Origin of the sequence: Burkholderia sp. MSMB1459WGS (genome assembly GCF_001534535.1) — a bacterium.
Taxonomy (GTDB): domain Bacteria; phylum Pseudomonadota; class Gammaproteobacteria; order Burkholderiales; family Burkholderiaceae; genus Burkholderia.
On the sequence record NZ_LPMU01000023.1, the window covers coordinates 519,911 to 541,941 of the forward strand.

The 22,031-nt window shown below is 66.6% G+C and carries 22 protein-coding genes and 1 riboswitch; of the genes, 12 read left to right on the forward strand and 10 right to left on the reverse strand.

The genetic code is table 11. The features are described 5' to 3' along the window. Positions 1-188: 188 nt before the first annotated feature. Positions 189-1,853 carry an acid phosphatase gene (locus WT97_RS09970; RefSeq protein ID WP_059505336.1) on the forward strand — a complete coding sequence of 555 codons (1,665 nt, stop codon included), beginning with the start codon at positions 189-191 and terminating at the stop codon, positions 1,851-1,853. 140 nt (positions 1,854-1,993) lie between these two features. Here WT97_RS09970 and WT97_RS09975 read toward each other — a convergent pair whose 3' ends face one another. Beyond that, complete coding sequence (locus WT97_RS09975; RefSeq protein ID WP_060353339.1) at positions 1,994-3,859, reverse strand: phosphoenolpyruvate carboxykinase (GTP); 1,866 nt, start codon at positions 3,857-3,859, stop codon at positions 1,994-1,996. Positions 3,860-4,659: 800 nt separating this feature from the next. Beyond that, the gene (locus tag WT97_RS09980; RefSeq protein ID WP_059505343.1) at positions 4,660-6,243 is read right to left on the reverse strand and encodes an isocitrate lyase; all 1,584 of its coding nucleotides are present in this window, start codon (positions 6,241-6,243) and stop codon (positions 4,660-4,662) included. A 404-nt stretch (positions 6,244-6,647) separates the two neighbouring features. On the opposite strand from WT97_RS09980, the gene WT97_RS09985 reads away from it, so the two are divergent. From WT97_RS09985 to WT97_RS34880, 8 genes are all read left to right on the forward strand, one after another. Beyond that, on the forward strand, positions 6,648-7,169 hold the full coding sequence (locus tag WT97_RS09985) for a YbaK/prolyl-tRNA synthetase associated domain-containing protein (protein WP_059789522.1): 522 nt from the start codon (positions 6,648-6,650) through the stop codon (positions 7,167-7,169). Further along, positions 7,166-7,804, forward strand: coding sequence for a transcriptional regulator (locus WT97_RS09990; protein WP_060353340.1), 639 nt, complete (start codon positions 7,166-7,168; stop codon positions 7,802-7,804). Before WT97_RS09985 ends, WT97_RS09990 begins: the two co-directional genes overlap by 4 nt. A 69-nt stretch (positions 7,805-7,873) precedes the next feature. Continuing rightward, positions 7,874-8,848: a threo-3-hydroxy-L-aspartate ammonia-lyase gene (locus WT97_RS09995; protein ID WP_060353341.1), complete on the forward strand. Its 975-nt coding sequence runs from the start codon at positions 7,874-7,876 to the stop codon at positions 8,846-8,848. A gap of 117 nt (positions 8,849-8,965) precedes the next feature. Continuing rightward, complete coding sequence (locus tag WT97_RS10000; protein ID WP_060353460.1) at positions 8,966-9,214, forward strand: hypothetical protein; 249 nt, start codon at positions 8,966-8,968, stop codon at positions 9,212-9,214. A 201-nt stretch (positions 9,215-9,415) separates the two neighbouring features. After that, positions 9,416-9,609: riboswitch (cobalamin riboswitch) on the forward strand. A 214-nt stretch (positions 9,610-9,823) separates the two neighbouring features. Next, the gene (locus tag WT97_RS10005) at positions 9,824-11,752 is read left to right on the forward strand and encodes a TonB-dependent receptor domain-containing protein (protein ID WP_060353342.1); all 1,929 of its coding nucleotides are present in this window, start codon (positions 9,824-9,826) and stop codon (positions 11,750-11,752) included. 95 nt (positions 11,753-11,847) lie between these two features. Continuing rightward, positions 11,848-12,432, forward strand: coding sequence for a TetR/AcrR family transcriptional regulator (locus WT97_RS10010; RefSeq protein ID WP_257128474.1), 585 nt, complete (start codon positions 11,848-11,850; stop codon positions 12,430-12,432). Between the two features lie 22 nt (positions 12,433-12,454). Beyond that, positions 12,455-13,456, forward strand: coding sequence for an alpha/beta hydrolase (locus tag WT97_RS10015; RefSeq protein WP_060353343.1), 1,002 nt, complete (start codon positions 12,455-12,457; stop codon positions 13,454-13,456). 7 nt (positions 13,457-13,463) lie between these two features. Further along, positions 13,464-13,595: a hypothetical protein gene (locus WT97_RS34880; protein ID WP_257127374.1), complete on the forward strand. Its 132-nt coding sequence runs from the start codon at positions 13,464-13,466 to the stop codon at positions 13,593-13,595. On the opposite strand, the gene WT97_RS10020 is transcribed toward WT97_RS34880, so the two are convergent. Beyond that, positions 13,592-14,224: a LysE family translocator gene (locus WT97_RS10020; RefSeq protein WP_060353344.1), complete on the reverse strand. Its 633-nt coding sequence runs from the start codon at positions 14,222-14,224 to the stop codon at positions 13,592-13,594. The genes WT97_RS34880 and WT97_RS10020 overlap by 4 nt on opposite strands. 116 nt (positions 14,225-14,340) lie before the next feature. On the opposite strand from WT97_RS10020, the gene WT97_RS10025 reads away from it, so the two are divergent. Continuing rightward, positions 14,341-14,802, forward strand: a complete 462-nt coding sequence (locus WT97_RS10025) for an Lrp/AsnC family transcriptional regulator (RefSeq protein WP_059505357.1) — start codon at positions 14,341-14,343, stop codon at positions 14,800-14,802. Positions 14,803-14,914: 112 nt separating this feature from the next. Here the strand turns inward: WT97_RS10025 and WT97_RS34535 are convergent, their stop codons facing one another. The 6 genes from WT97_RS34535 to WT97_RS34885 form a co-directional block, all read right to left on the reverse strand. After that, positions 14,915-16,213 (reverse strand): collagen-like triple helix repeat-containing protein, encoded by a 1,299-nt coding sequence (locus WT97_RS34535; protein WP_179949763.1) that lies wholly within the window; start codon positions 16,211-16,213, stop codon positions 14,915-14,917. A 260-nt stretch (positions 16,214-16,473) separates the two neighbouring features. Then, positions 16,474-16,821, reverse strand: a complete 348-nt coding sequence (locus WT97_RS10040) for a copper-binding protein (protein WP_060353346.1) — start codon at positions 16,819-16,821, stop codon at positions 16,474-16,476. A gap of 53 nt (positions 16,822-16,874) precedes the next feature. After that, the gene (locus WT97_RS10045; protein WP_059789531.1) at positions 16,875-17,666 is read right to left on the reverse strand and encodes a DUF2182 domain-containing protein; all 792 of its coding nucleotides are present in this window, start codon (positions 17,664-17,666) and stop codon (positions 16,875-16,877) included. Then, positions 17,663-18,307, reverse strand: coding sequence for a DUF1326 domain-containing protein (locus tag WT97_RS10050; RefSeq protein WP_060353347.1), 645 nt, complete (start codon positions 18,305-18,307; stop codon positions 17,663-17,665). The genes WT97_RS10045 and WT97_RS10050 overlap by 4 nt, the downstream gene beginning before the upstream one ends. A 166-nt stretch (positions 18,308-18,473) precedes the next feature. Beyond that, entirely contained in the window at positions 18,474-18,773 is a 300-nt protein-coding gene (locus WT97_RS10055; RefSeq protein WP_060353348.1) for a hypothetical protein, read from the reverse strand. Between the two features lie 219 nt (positions 18,774-18,992). Beyond that, positions 18,993-19,241 carry a hypothetical protein gene (locus tag WT97_RS34885; protein ID WP_034204763.1) on the reverse strand — a complete coding sequence of 83 codons (249 nt, stop codon included), beginning with the start codon at positions 19,239-19,241 and terminating at the stop codon, positions 18,993-18,995. A gap of 136 nt (positions 19,242-19,377) precedes the next feature. On the opposite strand from WT97_RS34885, the gene WT97_RS10065 reads away from it, so the two are divergent. Further along, positions 19,378-19,785 carry a hypothetical protein gene (locus WT97_RS10065; RefSeq protein WP_156440243.1) on the forward strand — a complete coding sequence of 136 codons (408 nt, stop codon included), beginning with the start codon at positions 19,378-19,380 and terminating at the stop codon, positions 19,783-19,785. 12 nt (positions 19,786-19,797) lie between these two features. Here the strand turns inward: WT97_RS10065 and WT97_RS10070 are convergent, their stop codons facing one another. Further along, positions 19,798-20,127: a hypothetical protein gene (locus WT97_RS10070; protein ID WP_257128111.1), complete on the reverse strand. Its 330-nt coding sequence runs from the start codon at positions 20,125-20,127 to the stop codon at positions 19,798-19,800. Positions 20,128-20,167: 40 nt separating this feature from the next. On the opposite strand from WT97_RS10070, the gene WT97_RS10075 reads away from it, so the two are divergent. Further along, positions 20,168-21,556, forward strand: a complete 1,389-nt coding sequence (locus tag WT97_RS10075; RefSeq protein ID WP_060353350.1) for an MFS transporter — start codon at positions 20,168-20,170, stop codon at positions 21,554-21,556. The last annotated feature ends 475 nt before the right edge of the window (positions 21,557-22,031 follow it).

The following is a 22,031-nucleotide window of genomic DNA, read 5'->3' on the forward strand; positions in this document are numbered from 1 at the left end:
TCGTCCGACGAACGGCTTTCATCTGCCCCCTTGGCGCGCTATAGTCGCGTTCATGACATTTATGTGACAGCCGCGTCGCGCCACCGCGCGATGCCAGCCGTTGCATTCCGTCCTGTGTCGCGGCAACCCGCGCGACGCTGGCGCGCATCGAACGACAACGCCCACCGCCCATCCGAGGAGCCCACGACGTGAACGACACCCCCGATCGCCCCGACGACCTGCCCGCCGATCCCGACCGCCGCCGTGTGCTCGGCGGCCTCGCCGCGTTCGGTGCCGGCGTCGCGCTCGCCGGTTGCGAAACCACCGCGGGCAACGCGCCGCGTTCGGCCGCCGACCTGCGCATCGACGAAGCGTTGCGCCAGCGCGTGCGCCACATCGTCGTGATCTATGCGGAAAATCGCAGCTTCGCGAACCTGTACGGCGATTTCCCGGGCGTGCGCTATCCGCTCGGCGAAGTGCGGCCCGAACAGGCACGACAGCTCGATCGCGACGGCAAGACGCCACTGCCGGTGCTGCCGAAGATCTGGGGCGGGCTCGTGCCACAGGCGCAGGAAGTGGACGGCAAGCGCTACGCGATCGCCGAGCGCGACATCGACAAGCTGCCGAACGCGCCGTTCCCGATTACCGACGCGCAGGGCAAGCCGCTGCCGAACGGTGTGATCACGCGCGATCTATGGCATCGCTTCTACCAGAACCAGATGCAGATCGCGGGCGGCCGCAACGACCAGTTCGCCGCATGGGCCGATTCGGGCGGCCTCGTGATGGGCCACTACCGCAATTCGGCCGACACGCTGCGCCTGTGGAATCTCGCCCGGCAATACACGCTGTGCGACAACTTCTTCATGGCGGCCTTCGGCGGTTCGTGGCTGAACCACATGTTCCTGATCTCCGCGCAGCCGCCGCGGTATCCGGACGCGCACAAGCATCCGCATGCGGCGAAACTGCTGTCGCAGGTCGAAGGCGACGACCCGGCCGGCACGCGCCTGAAGCTCGCCGACGATTCGCCCGCGTCCGCGCTCGACGGCCCGCCGAAGTTCGCGGCCGACGGCCCGCTGACGCCGGACGGCTACGGCGTGAACACGATGGCGCCGCCGTACCAGCCGAGCTACGTGCCGCCGCCCGATCCGGGCAACGCTGCGTATGCGGATCCGGCCGACCATCGCGTGATGCCGCCGCAGGGCTACGCGACGATCGGCGACCGCCTGTCGGAAAAGAACATCGACTGGGCGTGGTACAGCGGCGCGTGGCAGTACGCGCTCGAGCATCGCGACACCGGCGCCGTGCCCGACTTTCAGTACCACCACCAGCCATTCAACTACTTCGCGAACTACGCGCCCGGCACCGAAGCCCGCCGCAAGCACCTGCGCGATGCAGGGCTCGGCGACGCGCCGTCGACCAACCGCTTCATCGCCGACATCGACGCGGGCCGCCTGCCGGCCGTCACGTTCTACAAGCCGCAGGGCAACCTGAACATGCATGCGGGCTATGCGGACATCGAATCGGGCGACCGTCACATCGCAACCGTGATCGACCATATCCGGCGCGGGCCGCAATGGGAAAACACCGTGATCGTGATGACGCACGACGAGAACGGCGGCTGGTGGGATCACGTCGCGCCGCCGGTCGGCGATCGCTGGGGCCCCGGCTCGCGGATCCCGGCGCTCGTGATCTCGCCGTTCGCGAAAAAGGGCTTCGTCGATCACACGCTGTACGACACGAACTCGATCCTGCGCTTCATCAGCCGCGTGCACGGCCTCGCGCCGCTCGACGGCGTGGTCCTGCGCAACAACGCGTTCGCCGCACGCGGCGCGACGCCGCCGGGCGATTTGACGAACGCGCTCGATCTCGGCTGATCGCCCGTCGATCACCGGAAACAACGACGCCCCGGGCCACGCGATGGATGGCCCGGGGCGTCGTTCGTTTCCGGCCCGGCGATGCCATGCGGCGCCGGGCCATGCGCCGCGCGCAACGTGCGCGACGCCGATTCCGCGCGTCAGCCGCCGATACGCTGCTCGATCTTCTTCATCGTGTCGGTCATTTCAGCCGGCAAGCGCAGCTTCAACGTCTCGAACAGCGCCGCATGCAGCTTCAGCTCCTCACGCCATTCGTCCGCGTTCATCGACGTCACCGCATCGAACTGATCGCGCGTGAAATCGAGGCCGTCCCAGTGCAGGTCTTCATACGAAGGCGACACGCCGAACGCATGCTCGCCGCCACCGCCGGTGCCTTCCAGACGATCGAGCATCCACTTCAGCACGCGCATGTTCTCGCCGAAGCCGGGCCACACGAACTTGCCGTTCGCATCCTTGCGGAACCAGTTCACGCAATAGATCTTCGGCGGCTTCGCACCGGCGGCTTCGAGCTGCTTGCCGAGTTCGAGCCAGTGCGCGAAATAATCGCTGACGTTGTAACCGCAGAACGGCAGCATCGCGAACGGATCGCGGCGCACGATGCCCTGCTTGCCGACGGCTGCCGCGGTCGTCTCGGAACCCATCGTCGCGGCCATGTACACGCCTTCCACCCAGTCGCGCGCCTCGGTCACGAGCGGCACCGTCGTCGAGCGACGGCCACCGAAGATGAACGCGTCGATCGGCACGCCGGCCGGGTTTTCCCAGTCGTCGTCGATCGACGGGCACTGCGCAGCCGGCGCGGTGAAGCGCGAGTTCGGATGCGCGGCCTTGCGCCCGGTTTCCTTGGCCGTTTCGGGCGTCCACGGATTGCCCTGCCAGTCGGTCAGCTTCGCGGGCGGCGTGTCGGTCAGCCCTTCCCACCACACGTCGCCGTCTTCCGTCAGCGCGACGTTCGTGAAGATCACGTTTTCCTTCAGCGTGGCGATCGCGTTCGGATTGGTCTTCACGCCCGTGCCCGGCGCCACGCCGAAGAAGCCGGCTTCAGGATTGATCGCATACAGGCGGCCGTCGCGGCCGGGCTTCAACCACGCGATGTCGTCGCCGATCGTCGTGACCTTCCAGCCGTCGAAGCCCTGCGGCGGGATCAGCATCGCGAAGTTGGTCTTGCCGCACGCGGACGGAAACGCGGCCGCGACGTGATACTTCTTGCCGGCCGGCGACGTCACGCCGAGGATCAGCATGTGTTCGGCGAGCCAGCCCTGATCGCGGCCCATCGTCGACGCGATGCGCAGTGCGAAGCACTTCTTGCCGAGCAGCGCGTTGCCGCCGTAGCCCGAGCCGAAGCTCCAGATCTCGCGCGTTTCCGGGAAGTGCACGATGTACTTGACCGGATTGCACGGCCACGGCACGTCCTGCTGGCCGGCCTCGAGCGGATGGCCGACGCTGTGCACGCACGGCACGAAATCGCCGTCCTCGCCGAGCACGTCGTACACGTCGCGCCCCATGCGCGTCATGATCCGCATGTTCACCGCGACGTACGGGCTGTCGGACAGCTCGACGCCGACGTGCGCGATCGGCGAGCCGAGCGGCCCCATCGAGAACGGCACGACGTACAACGTGCGACCGCGCATCGAACCGCGGAACAGCCCGTTGAGCGTCTCGCGCATTTCGGCCGGATCGATCCAGTTGTTGGTCGGGCCGACGTCGTCGCGCGACGCCGCGCAGATGAACGTGCGATCCTCGACGCGCGCGACGTCCGACGGATCGGATTGCGCGAGATACGAGTTCGGGCGCTTCGCCGGATTCAGGCGTGTGAGCGTGCCCTGGTCGACCATCGCCTGGCACAGCGCGTCGTATTCTTCCTGCGAACCGTCACACCATACGATGCGCTCGGGCTCCGTGAGCGCCGCAATGCGCGCTACCCAGTCGATCAGCTTGCGATGTTTGACGAAAGCCGGCGGAGCGATCAGCGGGCCGTGCGTCACTTCGGCCAAAGTGTTTTGCGACATGGGGATGTCTCCAGATTATTGGGCGGGGATGGGGGATGCGGGCGAGCCCGCGAGATGGGGAATGCGTGCGGAGCGCAGGAAGATGCGGCACGTGGAACGGGACGCGCGAGCGGAGCGCGCGTCGATGCCGCGATGCGTGCGAGAGAAGGTGAAGTCTCGTTAGAGGGTGCGAACGCGAGTTTCGCCATGCAAGCAACCTGCCATACAACTCCATGCCGGCCAGCATACCATCGCCGTTATTGGGCGGGCGTTGCGTTGCAACAAGAAACAACTGTGACGGCGCACCGGCACGCGCGTTGCAGACAGGTGCTTTTTTACGGTGTCATCGCAGGCGACTGGGGGACAAAACGGCCGCGACAGCCGCCCGGCAAGGGTTTCGCGCGAGCGGTAATTTCAACCTGCGTATCGTCCATGCCGGCAATGCGAACACGCACAGCGCCCATTCGCGTTTTCGCTACTCAGGCAAACCCTGAATTAGGTTGCGCACACAAACATCCTGATCGAATGCCCCGATGCAGCCACCGCTCATGACGGTACGCGTGGCAATCCGGGGTAATACGCGCCCGGCTACGACGCGAATCGTCGAGGAGTACTGCCGGTCGCCGCGATGACGCAAGATTCCGGCACGACGTGGGCGAGATGATCGACAGTCGCGGATGCTTCGTCGATCTCGACGAGATCGACGGCGTGCCGACGAACCGGCACGTCGCGAAGGGCGTGCGCGGGTAAGCACCTGCTCGGGCAGGCAAAAAAAACGCCAGCCCCAAGGGGCTGGCGTCGTGCTTCGGGTCGGACGACGATCAGAACTGGTTCATCGTGTTGTCCTTGCCTGCTGCCTTCAGCGCCGCTTCGCCGCTGAAGTATTCCTTGTGATCGTCACCGATGTCCGAACCGGACATGTTCTGGTGCTTCACGCAGGCGATGCCCTGACGGATTTCCTTGCGCTGCACGCCCGCCACGTAGCCGAGCATGCCCTGGTCGCCGAAGTATTCCTTGGCCAGATTGTCGGTCGACAGCGCGGCCGTGTGGTACGTCGGCAGCGTGATCAGGTGGTGGAAGATGCCTGCTTCACGCGATGCATCGGCCTGGAACGTACGGATCTTCTCGTCGGCCAGCTTGGCCAGTTCGGATTCGTCGTATTCGACGCTCATCAGCTGCGCACGGTCGTAAGCCGACACGTCCTTGCCTTCGGCCTTCATCGCGTCGTAGGCCTGCTGGCGGAAATTCAGCGTCCAGTTGAACGACGGGCTGTTGTTGTACACCAGCTTCGCGTTCGGGATCACCTTGCGGATCTCGCGGACCATGCCGCCGATCTGCGCGATGTGCGGCTTTTCGGTTTCGATCCACAGCAGGTCGGCGCCGTTCTGCAGCGACGTGATGCAGTCGAGCACGCAACGCGCTTCGCCCGTGCCGGCGCGGAACTGGAACAGGTTGCTCGGCAGGCGCTTCGGACGCAGCAGCTTGCCGTCGCGCTTGATGACGACGTCACCGTTGCCCAGTTGGTCGGCCGACAGCTCTTCGCAATCGAGGAACGAGTTGTACTGGTCGCCCAGGTCGCCCGGCGCGTTGGTCACTGCGATCTGCTTGGTCAGGCCGGCGCCCAGCGAATCGGTACGCGCGACGATGATGCCATCGTCCACGCCCAACTCCAGGAACGCATAGCGGATCGCGCGGATCTTCGCGAGGAAGTCCTCGTGCGGCACCGTGACCTTGCCGTCCTGGTGGCCGCACTGCTTCTCGTCCGACACCTGGTTTTCGATCTGGATGCAGCATGCGCCCGCTTCGATGAACTGCTTGGCCAGCAGGTAGGTCGCTTCCGCATTGCCGAAACCGGCGTCGATGTCGGCGATGATCGGCACGACGTGCGTGACGTGGTTGTCGATCTTTTGCTGGATCGCGGCCTTGGCGGCCGCGTCCTTCGCGGCATCCAGCTCGCGGAACAGGCCGCCCAGCTCGCGGGCGTCGGCCTGGCGCAGGAACGTGTACAGCTCGCGGATCAGCGCGCTGACCGAGGTCTTTTCGTGCATCGACTGGTCCGGCAGCGGGCCGAACTCCGAGCGCAGCGCGGCGACCATCCAGCCCGACAGGTACAGGTAGCGGCGTTCGGTGCTGTTGAAGTGCTTCTTGATGGAGATCATCTTCTGCTGGCCGATGAAGCCGTGCCAGCAGCCCAGCGACTGCGTGTACTTGGACGGATCGGCATCGTACGCGGCCATGTCGGCGCGCATGATCTTCGCGGTGTACTTCGCGATGTCCAGGCCGGTCTTGAACTTGTTCTGGGCACGCATGCGGGCGGCGTATTCCGGGTTGATGGCATTCCACGCGCTGCCGTGGTTTTCCTTCAAACCTGCCACTGCCTTGATGTCGTCTTGATATTGGGACATGTCTATCTCCTGGGAACGAAGCGCATTTGAGTAAAGGGTTCAGCGTGCCCGCCGCGTGTGACGAAGCGAACTGCATGGACTCAATAGTAATCCCGCCCGGCGCGATTTCGGTCAAGTCTTATATAAGACATAAGATATAAATTTCTATTGTTTTTCAATGAGATAGCCAAGCGTTTTTGCGATGCAAAACACGGTTTCAAGCGGCGGTAAAACGCGGCGGCAGGAATCCGGCCAGCATCTCGCGATATGAAATGCCCTTTCGGCTGCTGAAGGACGGGCACGCTTCGATCAGGCCGGGAGCAACGACGACCGTCAGGCTTTGTCATCACCATGACAAAACGTCTATACTTGGACGATTATTTGATACGCGCGCGTCAGCGCATCGGCCTGCGTCCCGGATCGACATGAACGACTCTCCCGTTTTCGACACCCTTTGCGAACTGCTGAATACGTCCGGCGCGCGTTTCCGCGTGCTCGAGCATCCGGCGGAAGGCAAATCCGACGCGATCGCCGCGCTGCGCGGCACACGCCCCGAACAGGGCGCGAAGGCGATGCTCTGCACGTTCAAGGATGGCGGCGACACCGCCGCGCTCGCGGTGATTCCCGGCCACCTGAAGATCGACTTCCGCAAGGTCGCCGATGCGGTGGGCCGGCGCAAGGCGACGCTCGCGTCGCCCGACGTCGCGGCCGCCGTCACGCGCTGCGTGATGGGCGCCGTGCCGCCATTCGTATTCGATCCGAACGTGACGCTCGTCGTCGATCCGGCGCTGGTCGAGCGCAACGCCGAGATCGCGTTCAACGCGGGCCGCCTCGACCGCTCGGTCGTGCTCGACGCGGCCGACTATGTCCGGATCGCGCGCCCGCTGCTGGCCGACATCACGCGGCCGGAAACGACGGACACGCCCGCCTCCCAGGACCACGCATGAGCACGAACCGCAAACCGCCGTCGTCGGAGCAGGCATCGCTGATCGAGCAGGTGCAGCGCATCGCCGAAGGGCTCGGCGAGATGTTCGCGCCGTTCACCGAGGTCGTCGTGCACGACCTGCGCACGCCCGAGCATGCGATCCTCGCGATCCACAACAACCTGTCCGGACGCGCGGTTGGCGATCCCGCGACCGAACTCGGCCTCGCCCGCATCGCCGACGACGATTTCCCGCAGGTGCTCGCGAATTACCCGAACCGCTTCGCCGACGGCCGCACCGCGAAAAGCACGTCGATCGGCATCAAGGATTCGACCGGGCGCTACGTGGCCGCGCTGTGCCTGAATGCCGACGTCACGCTGTTCCGCGGCTTCCAGGGCATGCTCAACCAGTTCTGCCGCACGGACGGCGAAGCCGTCGTCGAAACGCTCGACCCGGCCGGTGCCGACGCGATCCGGCAGCGCATCGACGCATTCGCGACGCGCCTCGCGACGACGCCGCGCGAGCTGAAGACCGACCAGCGCCGCGAGCTGATGCAGACGCTGAAGGCCGACGGCTTCCTCGAGGTGCGCCGCGCGATGGAGATCGTGTCGCAGCATCTCGGCGTCTCGCGCGCCACCGTCTACAACGACGCGAAGTGACGCGCCGCGCGTCCGGCTTCCCCATTTCGAGTTTTCCCGTTGACTGATCTTTTCGACTCTCGAGCGACCATGAACTCTCCGATGCTTCCCACGTACGACGACGTCGCCGCCGCCGCGGCCCGGCTCGAAGGCCACGCACACCGCACGCCGGTCATGACGTCGCGCACGGTCGACGACGCACTCGGCGCGCAGGTGTTCTTCAAGTGCGAAAACCTGCAGCGCATGGGCGCCTTCAAGTTCCGCGGCGCATTCAACGCGCTGTCGCGCTTCAACGCGGAACAGCGGCGCCACGGCGTCGTCGCGTTCTCGTCGGGCAACCATGCGCAGGCGATCGCGCTGTCGGCACGCATCCTCGGCATTCCCGCGACGATCGTGATGCCGCAGGACGCGCCGGCCGCGAAAATGGCCGCGACGCGCGGCTACGGCGGCAATGTCGTGACCTACGACCGCTACACCGAGGATCGCGAGCAGATCGGGCGCGCGCTCGCGGAGAAGCACGGGCTCACGCTGGTTCCGCCCTACGATCACCCGGACGTGATCGCCGGCCAGGGCACCGCGGCCAAGGAACTGTTCGACGAAGTCGGCCCGCTCGACGCGGTGTTCACGCCGCTCGGCGGCGGCGGGCTGCTGTCGGGCACCGCGCTCGCCACGCGTACGCTGTCGCCGCATGCGAAGCTGTACGGCGTCGAGCCCGAAGCCGGCAACGACGCCCAGCAATCGTTCCGGTCCGGCACGATCGTACACATCGACACGCCGCGTACGATCGCCGACGGCGCGCAGACGCAGCATCTCGGCAACCTGACGTTCCCGATCCTGCGCCGCGACGTCGACGACATCCTGACCGCGACGGACGCGGAACTCGTCGACTGCATGCGCTTCTTCGCCACGCGGATGAAGATCGTCGTCGAGCCGACCGGCTGCCTGTCGTTCGCCGCCGTGCGGCGGATGAAGGATGCGCTGCAGGGCAAGCGCGTCGGCGTGGTGATCAGCGGCGGCAACGTCGATCTCGAGAACTTCTGCGCGCTGGTGTCGGCGCCGGCCTGACCGTCTGCGCGCGCATGAAGATCCTGTCATGCGCGCGCCGCCCGGCCTTCACGCCGCGTTAAGTTTCGCTCCCTAGACTGATTACGTCGCCCCGAAATCGGTCATGCAGGAGTGTTCATGAATACGCACGCGATCGCCGCCGCCGCCCTGGCGGCCGCTTCCCTGTCGGCGTTCGCTCAACCGGGCGTGACGTCATCCGGTGTTTCCGCCGCCTCGCCTCACCCCGCAGTCGGGCACGCGATGCACCGTTCGCCCGCCGCGTGGCCGCCCGCCGGCTTCGTGCTCGCGAAGATCGATCAGAACAATACGCCGCCCGATCGCGGCGGCGAACCGGGCGGCCGCACGCACGCCGGCACACATATGTAACGACACGCGCCGGCCGTCGGGATTCGGAATGACGGCATCCGGTTCCGGCACGGCGGCATGCGGTCGAACCCGGCCGTTTCTTCAGACCTGAAACGCCGTCCGCGCACATCGAACGAAAGGATCTGGAAAGCCGGCGCCGATCGATGACGTTTTTTCGCATCCGCGCGCAGACGAACGATTGACGTGCCCGAGCGCACGCCATTACCCTTGCGCGCTGATGGTTCCCAGGGATGGGATCAAAAGGGAACGCAGGCGAGGCAACGCCTCGAATCTGCGGCTGCCCCCGCAACTGTGAGCGGCGAATCCGTGCCACCGCGTGCCACTGGGAAACCGGGAAGGCCTGCACGGATGGCGACCCGCGAGCCAGGAGACCTGCCATCGACCCGAGGTCCAGCAGCCGCACCGGGCGGGGTGTCCCGATGTGCAAGCACCGCCGTTGGCGGCCGCCCGTTGCATGGACGACCCGACCTCAGGATCCGCCAGATGTCCATCGTTCCCGAATCCGCTTCCCGGCCGGAAGCGTCGCACCGACACGCCGTCGGCATGCGCCCCCTGTCCGCCTTGCGCTCACGATCGCCGTACCCGCCCTACGCTTTGTCCCGCCGCCTCATGAACATTCGTCACCTGCTCGCCACGTCCGTCGCCACCGCGCTGTTTTCCCCGCTCGCCCATGCGGCCGGCGACACTGCGCCTGCACGGCCCGCCGCGCCCGCCGACGGCACGGACCTGCCGACGATCAGCGTGACCGACACGCGGCACCTGCCCGAATCGTTCGACCGGCGCTATGCGTCGACGCAGGTGCTCACGCGCGAGGATCTCGACCGGTTGTCGCCGACCGACCCGAGCATCACGCAGGCGCTCGCGACGCTGCCGGGCGTGACCGTCGTGCAGAACGGCGGGCCCGGCTCGTCCGCGACGGTCAGCATTCGCGGCGCGTCGGCGAGCCAGGTCGCCGTATTCATCGACGGCATCCGGATCGGCTCGCCGACCACCGGCATCGCGCCGTGGGCCAACCTGCCGACCGAAGCGTTCGAGCGCGTCGAAGTGATCTCCGGCCCGGCCGCCGCATCGTTCGGCAACAACGCGATGGGTGGCGTCGTGCAGTTGTTCACGCGCCGCGCCGCCAACCAGCCGAACCGGACCACCGTGTCGTTCGGCGGCGGCTCGAACAAGACGTTCGACACGCAGTTCCGCACGTCGGGCACGGTGCCGTCGACGGGGCCCCTCGCCGCACTCGGCGGGCTCACCTATTCGCTCGGGCTGCACGACTACAACACGGCCGGCATCGATGCGACGCGGCCGTTCTTCTACGGCCACGAAGACGGCCGCAATCCGTATCACGCGCAGGATCTCGATGCGCGGCTCGGCTATGCGCGCGACAACTGGTCGATCTCGACGTTCGCGCTGTATCACCGCTCCGATCTGTCCTACGACAACAGCGGCTACGCCAATCGCGAGCTGGATCACCAACTGACGACCGGCGTTGCGTTCCATCTCGACATCACGCCCGATACGCAGTTCGACCAGTCGTTCGGTTATGCGAACGATCGCCAGTTCATCCATGCGGACAACCCGGCCCTCGCGACGGACCAGATCGACTCGCAGCGGATCAGCACGTCGACGTCGCTGACCCATCAGGAGCGCGGGTTTCACCTGTTCGGCCTGCCGCTGTCGGGCGAATCCAAGCTCGCCTACGACTTCACGCGCGAACAGGCGTTCCTGCCGGTCGACATTCCCGGCGGCGTGCCGACACGCAACGACTCCGCGTTCTCGCTGCACCAGTCGGCGACGCTCGGCAGCGTGACGATGTTCGTCGCCGGCCGTCACGAGATCATCGCCGGGCAAGCCGTGAACACCGGCAACGCCGCGCTGTCGTGGGCGATCACGCCGGTCTACGCGGCGCGCGTGTCGTACGGCAATGCGTTCCACCTGCCGACGTTCAACGACCTGTACTACCCCGGCTACGGCAATCCGAACCTCAGCCCGGAGCGCAGCACATCGGTCGAGGCCGCGCTCGACGCGAACACGGCATACGGCACGTTCACCGCAGCGATCTACGACACGCGCGTCAACAACCTGATCGCGTACAACCCGGCGACGTTCTCGCCGATGAACATCGGCCGTTCGCACATTCGCGGCATCGACCTGTCGTACAAGGGGACGATCGGCCGCTCGACGCCGGTGAGCGTTGCCGTCGGCATCCTGAATCCGCAGGACGAGACCAACCAGACCTGGCTCAGCCGCCGGCCGCGCCAGACGGTCAGCGTAAACGTCGACCACACGTGGGACGAACTGAAGCTGCACGCGTTGAGCACGGGTGCGTCGCTGCTGTACGGCGGCTCGACGTTCGACGATCCGGCCAACCGGCAGTATCTGGCGTCGTACCTGACGGTGAGCCTGCGCGCGTCGTACAGGATCAATTCGCACCTGACGGTGTCGGCGTCGCTGTCGAACCTGTTCGACCGGCAGTACATGACCGCGTACGGCTACAACACGCTCGGGCGCACCGCGTTCGGCAAGGTCAGCTACACGTTCTGACGGCCCGGCGCATCGACGCAACGCGCCACACCGGTACGCGCGGAAAATTGACATCGCGGCAAAAGCTAATAGAATTAGTTTTTTGACTCACCCGCATGGTATTCGTCATGGCGCGTGCCGGTATCACCGTGGACAAGCTCGTCGAAGCCGGCGCGCAGCTGGCCGATGAAACCGGCTTCGAGCAACTGACCGGCGCGGCGCTCGCGCGGCATTTCGACGTCAAGCTCGCGAGCCTGTATTCCCATATCCCGAGCTTCGACGATCTCAAGAGCCGCATCGCGCTGTTCGCGCTGCAGGAGCTGGCCGATCGCGCCACCGACGCGCTGGCCGGCCGCACCGGCAAGGGCGCGCTGGCCGCGCTCGCGAACGTCTATCGCGACTACGCGCGTGCGCATCCGGGCCGCTTCGCGGCCGCTCGCCATCCGGTGAGCGCCGAGCGCGCCGCCGCGAGCGCGGGCGGGCAGCTCGTCAGGATGACGTCGGCGGTGCTGCGCGGCTACGGCCTGCCCGACACCGAACACGCGCATGCGATCCGCCTGCTTGGCGGCTTCTTCATGGGCTACGTGACGCTCGAAAACGCCGGCGGCTTCTCGCACAGCGCGCCGGATGCCGACGCGTCGTGGTCGCGCTGCCTCGATGCGCTCGACGTGATGTTGCGCCACTGGCCTTCGGCCGCATGACGCCCTGAACGAAACCCAGGCGATGAAAGACAAACCAGACGGCGTCGTGCTGCCGAGCCGAGTCGTCCCCTTCCCGACCTCGATCAGCGACGAAGCGCGCGCGGCGCTGCAACGCCTGACCGGCGACGACGGCGTGCCGCTGAACGCAGCGCACGTAATGCCGGCCCCGGACGACATCGACGCGTGGATGCGCGTGAAGGCCAGCGCCGACGCGCATTACGCGGCCGCGGTCGAGCAGCTCGCCGGCTATTTGCGTTCGCACGTCGAAACGGTCCGCGTCGGCGATGCGGACGTGCATGTCGCGACCCCCGAAGCGGCGGCTTCCGACGCCTGCGCGATCATCGATCTGCATGGCGGCGCGCTGGTCGTCGGCGGCGGCGCCGCGTGCCGCGCCGGCGCGCAGATGCAGGCCGATCGGCTCGGCATTCGCTGCTACGGCGTCGACTACCGGATGCCGCCGGAACACCCGTATCCGGCCGCGCTCGACGACTGCATCGCGGCCTATGCCTACGTGCTGGAGCGTTACGCCCCGGAAAACGTCATCATCGGCGGCCGGTCGGCCGGCGGCAATCTCGCTGCCGCGATGGTGCTGCGCGCCCGCGACGAGGGCCTGCCGCTGCCGGCCGCGCTCGTGCTGCTGTCGCCGGAAGCCGACCTGACCGAATCCGGCGACAGTTTCGAGACCAACCGGCTCGTCGACGTCGTGTTGCCGGGGCCACTGATGGCGAACAACCTGCTCTACGCGAACGGCGCCGATCTCGCGCATCCGTACCTGTCGCCGCTGTTCGGCGATTTCGCCGCCGGCTTCCCGCCGACCTTCATCCAGAGCGGCACACGCGACCTGTTTCTGTCGAACGCCGTTCGCCTGCATCGCGCACTGCGGCGCGCGCAGGTGCCGACCGAATTGCACGTGTTCGAGGCGATGCCGCATGGCGGGTTCATGGGCGCGCCGGAGGATATCGAGCTGAGCCGGGAAATCGCACGCTTCGTGCATGCGCACTTGCATTTGCACGCATCGAATTGAGCCGGCGATGAACGGAAAAGCACACGAGGACGACATCGGCATCGGCCCGGATCGCTGGATCGAATGCGGCGGTCTCGCGGGCGGCCACGGGCATGCGGTCGACGCGATCCGGTCGGCCCGCGCAGCCCCGCACGACTAGATCAGCCCGCGCACGCCGGCGACCACCTGGATCGCGCCGAATATCGCGACGACGGCCGCCGACGCGCGCGACAACCCGTGCATGAACGCGACCGACAGCTTCGCGCGCAGCGCGGCGGTCGCGCTGCTCAGGCACAGCCACCACGTGGCCGAGCCGACGAACACGCCGGCGACCATCCGCGCGACGGTCGCCCACATCGCGCCTTCCCGCGCACCCGGCAGCGGGCCAAGCGCCGCGAAGATCCCGACGAACGACACGATCGTCATCGGGTTCGACAGCGTGAGACCGAACGTCGTCAGGAAATCGCGCAGGACGGTCGTACGCGGCAGCTCGCGTTGCCCCGCCGGTGCGGCCGGCGCCTGGCGCGCGATGGTCCACGCGAGCCACACGAGAAACGCGCCGCCGCCGATTTTCAGGCCGACGGTCAGCATCGGGAACGCAGTGACGATGCCCGCGACGCCCAGCGCGCCGAGCAGGCCGTAAATCGTATCGGCGCATGCGGCGCCGATGCCCGTCGCGAATCCCGCCCGGAAGCCACGGCTCAGGCTGCGCTGAATGCACAGCATGCCGATCGGGCCGACCGGCACCGCGATCGACAACCCCATCACGACGGATTTGACGAACAGCATCGCCTGCCCCTTCCAACATCCCGTGGATCGAACAGGCATCGTAGGGAAAGTCCGCTCCCCGTTGAATGCCGTTTTTAAGGAAAAATGGCGGCTCCACCTTAAAAATTCCCGCTGCGATGGACGATCTGGACTGGAAGATACTGGCGCTGTTGCAGGACAACGGACGCATCAGCTATACGGAGCTCGCGCGCCAGGTTCACCTGTCGGTGCCGGCGGTGACGGAACGCGTGAAGCGTCTTGAAGCAGCCGGTGTGGTCGAAGGCTACACCGCGCGGGTCAATCCGTCCGCGGCCGGCTATCCGGTGAGCGCGCTGATCGGCATCACGGTGCCGCAACCGGCGAAAGCGAAGTTCCTCAAGCTGTTGGAGACGATTCCCGAAGTCGTCGAATGCCATCACGTGACAGGCGCGGATTCGTATGTGATGCGGTTCGTCGCCGTCAGCATGGCCCATCTCGAACGACTGATCGAACGCATCAACCTGTACGGCGAAACGCGCACGTCGATCGTGATGTCGACGCCGCTGCCGGCGCGCGGGATGGCGCGCCCGGCTGCGAAGCCCGGCGACGGCCGCAGGTAGCGAGTCGCGGTTTCGCGATCGTCGGCCGGTTCCGTGCGGGGACCGGCGACGATCGACGGCGGCCGTCCGCACTCATGCGACCGGTTCCTGCATGACGATCGGTACGCGCCGGCTATTTGCCGACCGCGCCGCCGAGCAGGCCGCCCACCAGCGACGTCACCGGCGCGAGCGGATTGGCGAGGCCGCCCAGCGGCGAGCTGCCCCCCGTACCGGTCGCGGCGCCGTCGTGCACGGTGGCCGGGATGCCGCCGACCACGCTCGTCACCAGCCCGGAGATCGGCACCGCGCCGTTCGCACCGGCCGGGTTCACGAGGCCGCCCACATTGGTTACCGTGTTGCCGACCGCACGGACGAGGTCGCCGACGCCACCGACGATCGGCTGCGGCGACGCGGCGGTCACTTTCCATCCGGCCGACGTGATCGCCCCGCCGACTTGTCCGAGCAGGCCAGCGACCGGCTGCCCGAGGCCGGTTGCGGTGCCGACCTGCTGCGTGAGGTGGCCCGCCGTCGTCACGAGCGGCGTGATCGCGGTGCTGACCGCCTGCGTCGCCTGCTGGACCGGGGCCGACGACAGCGACGCGCCGAGCGTCGCGCCGCCCGTGCGCAAACCGCTCGCCACCGTGTCGAGCAGCCCGCTGACCGGCGTCGTGATCGGCGCCAGCGGCGACAGCGGGCCGGAGCCGAGCGCCTTGACGGTTTCGCTGATGCCGCTGACCGGATTGCCGGTCGCGGCAACGACCGTGCCGAGGCTGCCGACCGTCGTGCCGACCGGGTTCGGTACGATGCCGATCTGGCCGAGACCGCCGCTCACGGCGTTCGACGTATCGCGGATGATCGTGCCGACGCCGGTTACCGTATCGGCCGGCCCGACGGTGACGCCCTTGCTGACGCCGGGCACGCTCACGCTGCCGAGCGTGGCGCCCGCGTCCATCACGATTCCGCCGATGGAACTGACGATACCGTTCGTACCCGGCGCGCCGCTCGTGCCCCAGCCGCTGGTGTTGCCGCTGCTCGTGCCACTGCTGCTCGTGCCACTGCTGCTCGTGCCGCTGCTGCTCGTGCCACTGCTGCTCGTGCCACTGCTGCTTGTGCCACTGCTGCTCGTGCCACTGCTGCTCGTGCCACTGCTGCTCGTGCCACTGCTGCTTGTGCCACTGCTGCTCGTGCCACTGCTGCTTGTGCCACTACTGCTTGTGCCACTACTGCTTGTGCCACTACTGCTTGTGCCACTACTGCTGGTGCCACTACTGCCGCTTGAGCCACTACTACCGCTCGTCCCGCTCGTGCTCGTCCCAATGTTGTTACCAGCAAGCGTCGGCGCCGTAATGTCACTTCCGCCGCACGCCGCGAGCGTACACGCCGCGGCCATAGCGGCGAGCGCAACGTTCGCCGTGATGAAATGATTTCGCATGGAAGCCCCCGTCCATTATTCAGCGCAAGCATTTCATCAAGCATCTACCGTGCCATTTCCATCGGCCTCCTTCACAGTTTCACAATTGCCTTGCACTGGCCGTCCGGGCCGCGCTGCGGGGCAGCGCGCATCGGATCCGGATCGTGCCGCCCGGCTCGGCCCGTGCAGGCCGTCCGATAACGCTGACGTAACACCGCCCCTGCGTTACGTAGCACGAGAAGAGAAAATCGACGGCGCACCGTACACGCGCCGCATCGTCGTCACGGCCGCTTCACCAGCTTCACGATCGTCAGTGTGCCGTTGACGTTTTCCACCCGAACCCGGACCTTGTCGCCCACATGCAGCGACGGGATCATCGCCGCGTCGCCGGCCTTGAATGCCATCGTCATCGGCGGCATCCCGATGTTGTCGAGTGCGCCGTGCTTCAGCGTCACGAGTCTGCGCCCGGCATCGATTTCCCTGACTTCGGCATCGGTCAGCTTCGCATCCTGCGTCGACATGCTCGCGTCGCCTGAATTCATGCCCGACATGTCGCCGCCTGCGAGTGCCGGCATTGCAACGACCGCCATCGCACACGACATCGCGACAGCGTGAAAGCGGATCTTCATCGAGCGCCTCCCTTCGCGTCCGGCGTGTTTCTGCTGCCAGCCGGTGCCGCGCCTTACACGATCAACGTCACGCCGGCCCAGGCAATCAGCACGACGCCCAGCACCCGGCCGATACGATCGCCGCCGGGCAGGACCTTTTCCACGAACACGAACAGCGACAACGCGACGATCCACACGACATTCATCACGCCGCCGACGAACAGCAGCGCCATCAACAACCAGCAGCAGCCCACGCAAACCATGCCGTGCCGCGCGCCCAGCAGAAAGCTGCCTGCGACGCCGGGACGCCAGTGCGCGATCAGGAACGCCGCCGGCGCGCGGCATTGCCGCAGACACGCGCGTTTCAGCGGCGAGAATTGATAGAGTCCAGCCAGCGCCAGCACGATGGCGGAAAGGCGCGCGCTCTTCGACCACAACATCATCGCCGAGATCAGCCCGGCCGGCTGCAGCAGCGCCTGAAGCAACGCCGCACCGATCGAGAACGCGAGCCATGTCGTCAGATAGCCGGCCAGCAGCGCCACCGACGTGAACGCCGATCCCGCCGCCCCGTTGCCGTGCTGCAGCAGCACGCGCCGGTACAGCATCACGACCGGCGCCGCGCCGGGTGTCATCATCGCGATCATCATCACCCACCACATCGCGATCACGATCGGCAGAGACGGATCCATGCTGCCCATGCCGTCCGCCAGCCGATGCGGAAACAGCGCGACGGCCGTCATCTCCCGCGCCGACATGCCGGTTCCCGCGCCCGTCCACAGGTAGAACCAGCACAGGCCGACGAGCGCGGCCATGCCGATCAGCATGACGGCGCGCTCGCGCGCGAGCCAGGTGTCGAACGGCGTCATGCCGCGGCGCGATGCCGGATCAGCCCGTGGTTGTTCAGATGCAGTCGCGCGAATTGCGCATACGTTCCGTCGAGATTCAGCGCGATGTTGCCCTGCGAGCGCCCCGTGCCCGAACCGACCTCGGCAAGCTCGTATTCGAAACCGTTCGGCAGGTCGATCCGCACGCGATGCTCGGCACCCGTCACCGGATTGTGGATGGGTTCGCCGGCGACGTCGAACACGCCGTCCACGTGAATCCGGCCGCGCCGTGCATCGACATCGACGTCGAAATCGATCTTCGTGAAGATCGGATCGAACGCGTGCTCGAGCGTCGACGCATACACCGAGAACATCGTCTCGAATGGATCGGTATCCTGACCGGTCATGATCTTCAGCACGGCATCGCGTTGCGCCGGACTCGCGCGCTCGTCGACGATCGGCTGGCACTTGCCCTTGCCTTCGTGAACGGCGCCCGGCCACTGGAACACCACCGCGATCCTGACGCCGTCGAGCACCACGTCGCCGTAGTGGCCGCTGTCGATCGAAATCGCCCCCATCGCTTCGCAGTTGCCGTTGGTCGGCAGCGCATTGAACTGGCAAGGGCAACCGTATGAGCAATTGCAACTGATCATTTCGGTGCCCTGAATCTCCCACGGCGTCATGGCTCCACCTCGCGCTCTGAAACGGACGAACGCTTCGAATCTAGTGCACGCCATCGGGGAAAGCAAAGCGGTAATGGCAGCGTGAAAAACGTGGGTGCCGGCCTCACGTAAGACATTTCCGAATGCGTTCGCCGCGCGGCTCCGGAAACCGTCTCGTCATCCGTTCTCACACGAATAACGACGCGACGATCGCCCACCACACCGCGCCCGCGCCGCACAGAAACACGCGCCGCGCGACGAACATTCGCGATTCGTCGTCCGGTGTTTTCATCGGCGACGTCGCGAGAAACGGCACGCAGGCGAGGCATGCGAAACCGGCTAGCGCGAGCACGATCACGACGTAGTCGCCGAACCGCCAGGGCGATGCTTCGTGCAATCCCCAGTAGCCGAGAAACAGCATGCCGATCGAGAACATCGTCGCCGCGGCCGAGCTGAGCGCGACCACCGATCCTGTTGGAAATTGCACGGGAACCTCCCCTCGCGCAGCGCGCGATGCAACGCCTGTCTCCGGAGATCGGCATAATCTTGTCCGCCGGCAGCGGAATCAGGCGTTCGTTTCGGACTCGCATGCATGAGCACACCGTCTCCACTCTTCGGCGAATGCGCGTTGTCACGGATTGACGGGTTAGGTCCGGACGAGCGGTATTTCGTGCCCGTTCAATCGGGCAGCACGACCATGACGTTGCTAGCCCGGTTTCTTCGTGCCCTGCGCAACGGAAATCCACCCGACTACCGCCGCGGCGACCCAGCAACAGGTGATCATCAGGTCCAGATCCATCAGGCCCTGGAAATTCGTACTGTTTTCGAAACTGCAGCGCTGATGGCCCCTGACCCACATGCAACCGCTGATCAACTGCTGGATATGCATGTAGATGCTGTACACGGCAACCGCCGACGCGATGACGGCGACCCGCAGGCGTATGCTCTTTTTCATTGGCGCTGAAGGCTTGGGATGATCTCCCGATCGATCTTAAGTCAATGGCGATGCGCGACGCAATCGACCCGGTATCGACCCGATTGACCGGCATGCAGAAATGCCCATCGAACTCGCGCCGGCAATGCGGACCACCATGACGACACGGAACACGATTGCACTGATCGTCGATCCCGACAGCGGCGAGCGAATTCACGACATCGCCGCGCACGCGCGGCATACGTGGGTCGTGACGAGCGACACGAACGATCCCGTGATCAGGCAGATCTGGAATACGCGCCGGGCGGAGTCGGACCGAGCCGCCGAAGGCGGCGTGACCCTGTTCCTGCGTCATGGCGACGGCCGCGAAAGCTGGTGCGCCGGAATACTGGATGCGGTGGACGACCATCACGGCGACGCGATGCATCTCGACGGCCACGCGATTCTGGCGGTTTACGGCACGCCGCTTTCCGCGCGCCTGCGACACGCGTTGTCCGCGTTCGGATTTTCTGGCTTCGTGTCGACGATGGAAGGATTTCGAGCGATCAAGCGCGGCGCCGCATGAATCGCGGGCGGCTCAAAGCGCCCCCGCCCAACCGGCGATCGACCTGATGGTCTTCAGGTAGTCCGCCGCCGGTTGCCAATGAATCCGCGTGCCGTTCGCCTTCGCGTCGCTCTGTTGCCGCACGACACGTGCGGGCATGCTCGCAAGCGGCACGTCGTAGCCGGCCTCACGAATGCCCCGGGTCGCGACGATCGTCGTTGCGCCGATCGTTGCGCCGTCCATCACGACCCTACTGACGCCGACGGAAACCGGGGCGCAAACCACGTCGTCATGTGACGCGCGGGCATGCCGCTTGCACGCCGGATGTTTCTCGGCTGCTGACACCACGCTGTCAGCAGGCAACGTCCAGACTCGATCGACCGACACCCGAGGAGCACCGCCCTTGGCCCATACCGAAGGACTGGCCGCACTGGCCGAACGCACCGTCAAACGCCGCGGCGTGACCCTGTTCACGCTGTGCGTCGCCGTACTCGTGGCCCAGGTCGACACGGCCGTCGTCAATCTCGCCACGCGCGCGATCGGCGCCTATTTCCATGCCGGTGTCGGCGCATTGCAATGGGTCGTCGACAGCTACAACCTCACGTACGCTGTGCTGCTGCTGACCGGTGGGCTGCTCGCCGACCTGTACGGCCGCCGTCGCGTCTTCGTGACCGGCGCGGCCGTCTTCACCATCGCGTCGCTGCTGTGCGCGCTTGCGCCGTCGGTGTCGGTGCTGATCGCCGCCCGCGCGCTGGCCGGCGTCGGCGCGGCGTTGTTGCTGCCGGCGTCGCTGGCGATCGTGCGGGTCGTGTGGCGCGACCCGGTCGAACGCGGCCGCGCGCTCGGCATCTGGGCCGCGTGCAACGGCGTGGCGATGGCGATCGGGCCGACGCTCGGCGGCGTACTGATCCGGCACTTCGGCTGGCGCAGCATCTTTTTCGTCGTCGTGCCGCTGAGCATCGCCGCGATGCTGCTCGCGATCCCGGCCGTGCCCGAGTCGTCCGATCCGCACGGCCGGCATTTCGACGGCGCGGCGCAAGTCATGGGCGCACTCGCACTCGGCGCGCTCGCGTATGCGGCGATCGTGTTCCGCGAGACGCCGGTCGCATGCGCGATCGCCGGCTGCATCGCGGTCGCGTCGTTCGTCGCGTTCGTGGCGATCGAGCGCCGCCACGGCGAATCCGCGCTGGTGCCGCTCGACATTTTCCGGATCGGCGCGTTTCGCGGCGCGATCGCCGCGACCACCGGCATGACGTTCGGGATGTACGGCGTGCTGTTCCTGCTGCCGCTGACGTGGCAGAGCACCGGCCGCCTCGATTCGACCGGCGCCGGCCTCGCATTGCTGCCGATGGCGCTCGTGTTCGTCGCCGTATCGCCGTGCTCGGGGCGGTTGTCGGAGCACATCGGCACGCGGGTGACGACGGCCGGTGGGGTCGCGGTGATCGCGAGCGGCCTCGCCGCGATCGGTGCATCGGCCGGTTCGTCGAGCCTGCTCGGTGCCGAGATCGGGCTCGCCATGACGGGGCTCGGAATGGGGATCGCGACTGGCCCGCTGATGACCGTCGCGGTCGGCGCCGTCGATGCCGCGCGCTCGGGCACCGCGAGCGCGCTCGTCAACGTCGCGCGGATGACCGGCGCGACGCTCGGGATCGCGGTGCTCGGCACGCTGTTCGCAGTCGCGCATGGCGGCACCGCGGGGTTGCGCGCGGCGATGTTCGCCGGTGCCGCGGTGCAGTTGGCGGGCGCTGCCGGATCGGCGGTCAGTGTGCGACGCGCGCGGCAATCAGCGTGACGCTGCGCGGCCGGCCGCACGAAGGCCCGCGCGCATCGCATGCGACCGTCGCAAATGACGGCCATAGCCTATACCCGCCGCCCGAATCAACGATGCTCCCGGCCATGCTTGCGCGCCCGTTGTTCGGCGCGCTTCTGCAACAGCGCGGCATCAGTTCCTCGATGTATTGCCGCACCTGCCCGTGCGTAAAGCCGCAGGCGAACGTCGTCGCAACGCGTTCGTTCAGTCGTCGGCCGGTGCGAACGACGATGCGTTTCGCCGACGCGTGCGGATCGTGATGATGGAGTTTCCTGCGGGACGCGGCCGCCTGAGCGTGGAACACGCGCGGCGCCGGTAAAGGCGGGAGAGGCGGGAGAGGCGGGAGAGGCGGAAAAAGCCGTCGCGGCGCGACGGCGTCGCCGGCGATCGATGAACGGCGCACCGTGCGCCGTTCATCCGGTTCATCCGGCCATGCGGCCGAACAGGTGTCGGCCGG

What these genes read in the sequence shown, in the direction of transcription:
- WT97_RS09975 (WP_060353339.1), bottom strand. Translation starts at nt 3,859, where the DNA reads ATGTCGCAAAACACTTTGGCCGAAGTGACGCACGGCCCGCTGATCGCT.
- WT97_RS09980 (WP_059505343.1), bottom strand. Translation starts at nt 6,243, where the DNA reads ATGTCCCAATATCAAGACGACATCAAGGCAGTGGCAGGTTTGAAGGAA.
- WT97_RS09985 (WP_059789522.1), top strand. Translation starts at nt 6,648, where the DNA reads ATGAACGACTCTCCCGTTTTCGACACCCTTTGCGAACTGCTGAATACG.
- WT97_RS09990 (WP_060353340.1), top strand. Translation starts at nt 7,166, where the DNA reads ATGAGCACGAACCGCAAACCGCCGTCGTCGGAGCAGGCATCGCTGATC.
- WT97_RS09995 (WP_060353341.1), top strand. Translation starts at nt 7,874, where the DNA reads ATGAACTCTCCGATGCTTCCCACGTACGACGACGTCGCCGCCGCCGCG.
- WT97_RS10000 (WP_060353460.1), top strand. Translation starts at nt 8,966, where the DNA reads ATGAATACGCACGCGATCGCCGCCGCCGCCCTGGCGGCCGCTTCCCTG.
- WT97_RS10005 (WP_060353342.1), top strand. Translation starts at nt 9,824, where the DNA reads ATGAACATTCGTCACCTGCTCGCCACGTCCGTCGCCACCGCGCTGTTT.
- WT97_RS10010 (WP_257128474.1), top strand. Translation starts at nt 11,848, where the DNA reads ATGGTATTCGTCATGGCGCGTGCCGGTATCACCGTGGACAAGCTCGTC.
- WT97_RS10015 (WP_060353343.1), top strand. Translation starts at nt 12,455, where the DNA reads ATGAAAGACAAACCAGACGGCGTCGTGCTGCCGAGCCGAGTCGTCCCC.
- WT97_RS34880 (WP_257127374.1), top strand. Translation starts at nt 13,464, where the DNA reads ATGAACGGAAAAGCACACGAGGACGACATCGGCATCGGCCCGGATCGC.
- WT97_RS10020 (WP_060353344.1), bottom strand. Translation starts at nt 14,224, where the DNA reads ATGCTGTTCGTCAAATCCGTCGTGATGGGGTTGTCGATCGCGGTGCCG.
- WT97_RS10025 (WP_059505357.1), top strand. Translation starts at nt 14,341, where the DNA reads ATGGACGATCTGGACTGGAAGATACTGGCGCTGTTGCAGGACAACGGA.
- WT97_RS34535 (WP_179949763.1), bottom strand. Translation starts at nt 16,213, where the DNA reads ATGCGAAATCATTTCATCACGGCGAACGTTGCGCTCGCCGCTATGGCC.
- WT97_RS10040 (WP_060353346.1), bottom strand. Translation starts at nt 16,821, where the DNA reads ATGAAGATCCGCTTTCACGCTGTCGCGATGTCGTGTGCGATGGCGGTC.
- WT97_RS10045 (WP_059789531.1), bottom strand. Translation starts at nt 17,666, where the DNA reads ATGACGCCGTTCGACACCTGGCTCGCGCGCGAGCGCGCCGTCATGCTG.
- WT97_RS10050 (WP_060353347.1), bottom strand. Translation starts at nt 18,307, where the DNA reads ATGACGCCGTGGGAGATTCAGGGCACCGAAATGATCAGTTGCAATTGC.
- WT97_RS34885 (WP_034204763.1), bottom strand. Translation starts at nt 19,241, where the DNA reads ATGAAAAAGAGCATACGCCTGCGGGTCGCCGTCATCGCGTCGGCGGTT.
- WT97_RS10065 (WP_156440243.1), top strand. Translation starts at nt 19,378, where the DNA reads ATGACGACACGGAACACGATTGCACTGATCGTCGATCCCGACAGCGGC.